2 protein-coding genes are annotated in these 2710 nt (G+C 62.0%); one reads left to right on the top strand and one right to left on the bottom strand.

The window, feature by feature from the left end; translation table 11 throughout:
• On the bottom strand, positions 1–1186 hold a 1186-nt coding region (mptB, locus tag AHiyo1_RS24455), incomplete at its 3' end, for a polyprenol phosphomannose-dependent alpha 1,6 mannosyltransferase MptB (protein ID WP_059387772.1).
• Positions 1187–1414: 228 nt separating this feature from the next.
• Between mptB and AHiyo1_RS04610 the strand changes: the two genes are divergently transcribed.
• Positions 1415–2710, top strand: a 1296-nt coding sequence (locus AHiyo1_RS04610; RefSeq protein ID WP_059387773.1) for a glycosyltransferase family 87 protein, incomplete at its 3' end; no start/stop codon positions are given.

Genomic DNA, 2710 nt, shown 5'->3' with positions numbered 1-2710 from the left:
CCGAGACCGCCGTTCCGGCAGTCTGGATAACATCCGTCACCGGAACGCCTGGACCGCCGAAAAGTCCGACGACGAATCCCACCGTGTGTGCCAGCAAACCCACCGGCGCGTACCAGATCCAGACGGCTCCCGGAGTCTGGAGGGCGCCAAGCCAGCCAAACCCCAGGCCATTCACCAGTCCTGCGGCGGCCAGCAAGCCTAAGGACAAACCCAAGGTGGCCGTCCAACAGAGCATTCTGCGGCCCCAACCGGCACGGGCACCGGCCCACAGCAGCCCCGCAAAAGGCAAGGCAATCAAGGTAATCGGCTTGATGGCGATCGAGGCCGTGATCAGCACGATTCCCAACACAGGCCGTTTTACCGAGGCGAAGTACAGTCCGGCAACAACCAGTCCCAGCATCAAGGAGTCATTGTGCGCGCTGGCGATGAAGTTGATCAGGAGGACCGGGTTGAGGACGCCAAGCCAGAGCGCACGGTCCGGGTTCACGCCGTGGAGCGCGGCCAGACGGGGAACGTAGACAGCGAGCAGGATGACACCGGCGAGGGCAGCCAGGCGGAAGGGAATCAAAGCAAGCTCGGGGACGCTGGCGCTCACCCACACGGCACCTTGTTCGATCCAGAGCCATAGCGGACCGTAAGGCGTAGGTGCTTCCGTCCATAATTTGTCGGGCCCGAGTGAAAAGTAGTTGCTCAGGGCCGAGATTCCGTTGGTGTATGGGTTCAGGCCCTGCTCCATGAGCCGGCCTTGGCCGATGTAGGCATAAGCGTCCCTGCTGAACAACGGCAAACTGAACATCATCGGGAGTGCCCACATCCACAGTGCTCGCCGCAGCACCGGACGCGAGGACGGGTTCCATCCGCCGATCCGCTGGGCAATGCGCAGCCAAGAGCGTAGGAGCAGGAGTGCACCGAGGCAGAGCATCACGGTGCAAAGGATCACGCCAACCGGAGATGTCCTGGCCATGATGAAAATAGGAGTACGGATCAAGGCGCTGCTGCTGGCCAGCCAGCCGACGCCGATCGAGCCTGCCACCATGAGCAACGACCCGACGAACCCTTGGAGGATCGCCGTCCTCGCCGCTTTGGCTATCACGGTGCCGTGTACCGGGGCGTTGGAATCGCCAAGCGCCTCTGGATGAGCCAACGAACTCCCCACCTCACGCTCACGAAACTTCGACGTCACCATCAAACAAAATCCTGTCCGGTTCCCTGCCGCATCCGGGCCAAAGTGGCACTTCCGGATGCCATGGATTATTGCAACTGTAGCATCGCCACCCTTGGCTTCCCGGGGCCAACCGGACCATCGGTCGGCCTGCGAAAGGGGCCTGAGATAGAATGGATGGGGCTCTGGCGGCTCCGGGCCGCTGCGCCTTACGGCACCCTGTGACGATTACTACCTGACAAGGATCCTCCCATTTCCACGGACTCATTCTTCAGCGCGCTCACACGGTTCCGTCATCGGGTTCTTCCCCCTTCGCTGGAGGCAAGGCTCAATTCCCCCAAAGGCCTGCTTGTAGGCTTCTGCGTCGTGCACTTGGTCTTCCTGGTGTTCGCGCTGATCCTTTCCCTGCGCGGCGAGGCCTTTAGCGACACTTTCATCTACCGGGACTGGACCTCCGCCGGGTTCCGGGATGAGAACCTCAGCGGCGGCCCCAGCCCGTGGGTCTACCCCGTTCTCGCCTTGGTGCCTATGGCGATCGCGGGCTTGGCTGGACCCGGCCCGTTCTTCTTTCTCTGGGTACTCATGATCACCCTGCTCAACGGCGTCGCTCTAGCCAAGCTCACCGGACGGGGCCGCCATCGCGAGGCCATCCCGGCGGGATGGTGGTGGCTGGTCTTCGTCTTCATCATGGGTTGGCTGGGATTCGCCCGGGTGGACGGTCTGACTGCGCCGATCGTGCTAATCGCCTTGGCATACGGCGTATCACACCCTTTCATTGCCTCGACCCTCCTGAGCATTGCCACGTGGATGAAGGTTTGGCCGGCCGCCGTCATGCTTTCGTTGTTCACCGTGGTCAAGCAGCGAACCAAAGTGGTCGCTGCCGGAATTCTGACCAGCGTTTTGGTCATCGCCCTCACGGCGGCAGTGGGTCAACTGCCGCGGCTCCTCAACTTCCTGACCCAGCAAGGCGATCGTGGCATGCAATTGGAAGCCACCTTCACCACTCCTTGGTTGTGGCTGTCGGTCCTCCACGTGGGTGACTCGAGGATGTACATGAACACGGACATCAACTCGATGCAAGTGGATGGTCCTGGCACCGCCTTCATGTCCTTCCTCATGCAGCCCCTTCTCGCCCTGGCCGCGATCCTGGTGGCGGCCCTGACCTTCTGGGCACTCCACAACGGCAAGCGAACCGGCGGGGCGGACCGCACCGAACTGTTGTTGGCTGGATCCCTGACGATGGCCACGGCTTTCGTCGTGTTCAATAAGGTCGGGTCACCCCAGTTCATGGTGTGGCTCGCGCCTGCAGTCGCGGTCGGGCTTGCCCACAGCTGGAAAGAATGGCGGGTTCCCGCGGCGATGCTCATCGCCATCGGTGTGGCCACATACTTCATCTATCCCCTCTTCTACGACGCGCTCAGCCACAACAACCCCTTCATGGCGCTGGTTTTGACGGTGCGAAATGTCCTGCTGGTGGTCCTGTTCTGCTGGTCCGTTCGCCGCCTGTACCTTCTGGCAAGAAGATCCCGGCCAACGAACCGGCCGCCG

Origin of the sequence: Arthrobacter sp. Hiyo1 (genome assembly GCF_001263615.2) — a bacterium.
Lineage (GTDB): Bacteria > Actinomycetota > Actinomycetes > Actinomycetales > Micrococcaceae > Arthrobacter.
This window is presented reverse-complemented; position numbering and strand designations above follow the sequence as displayed.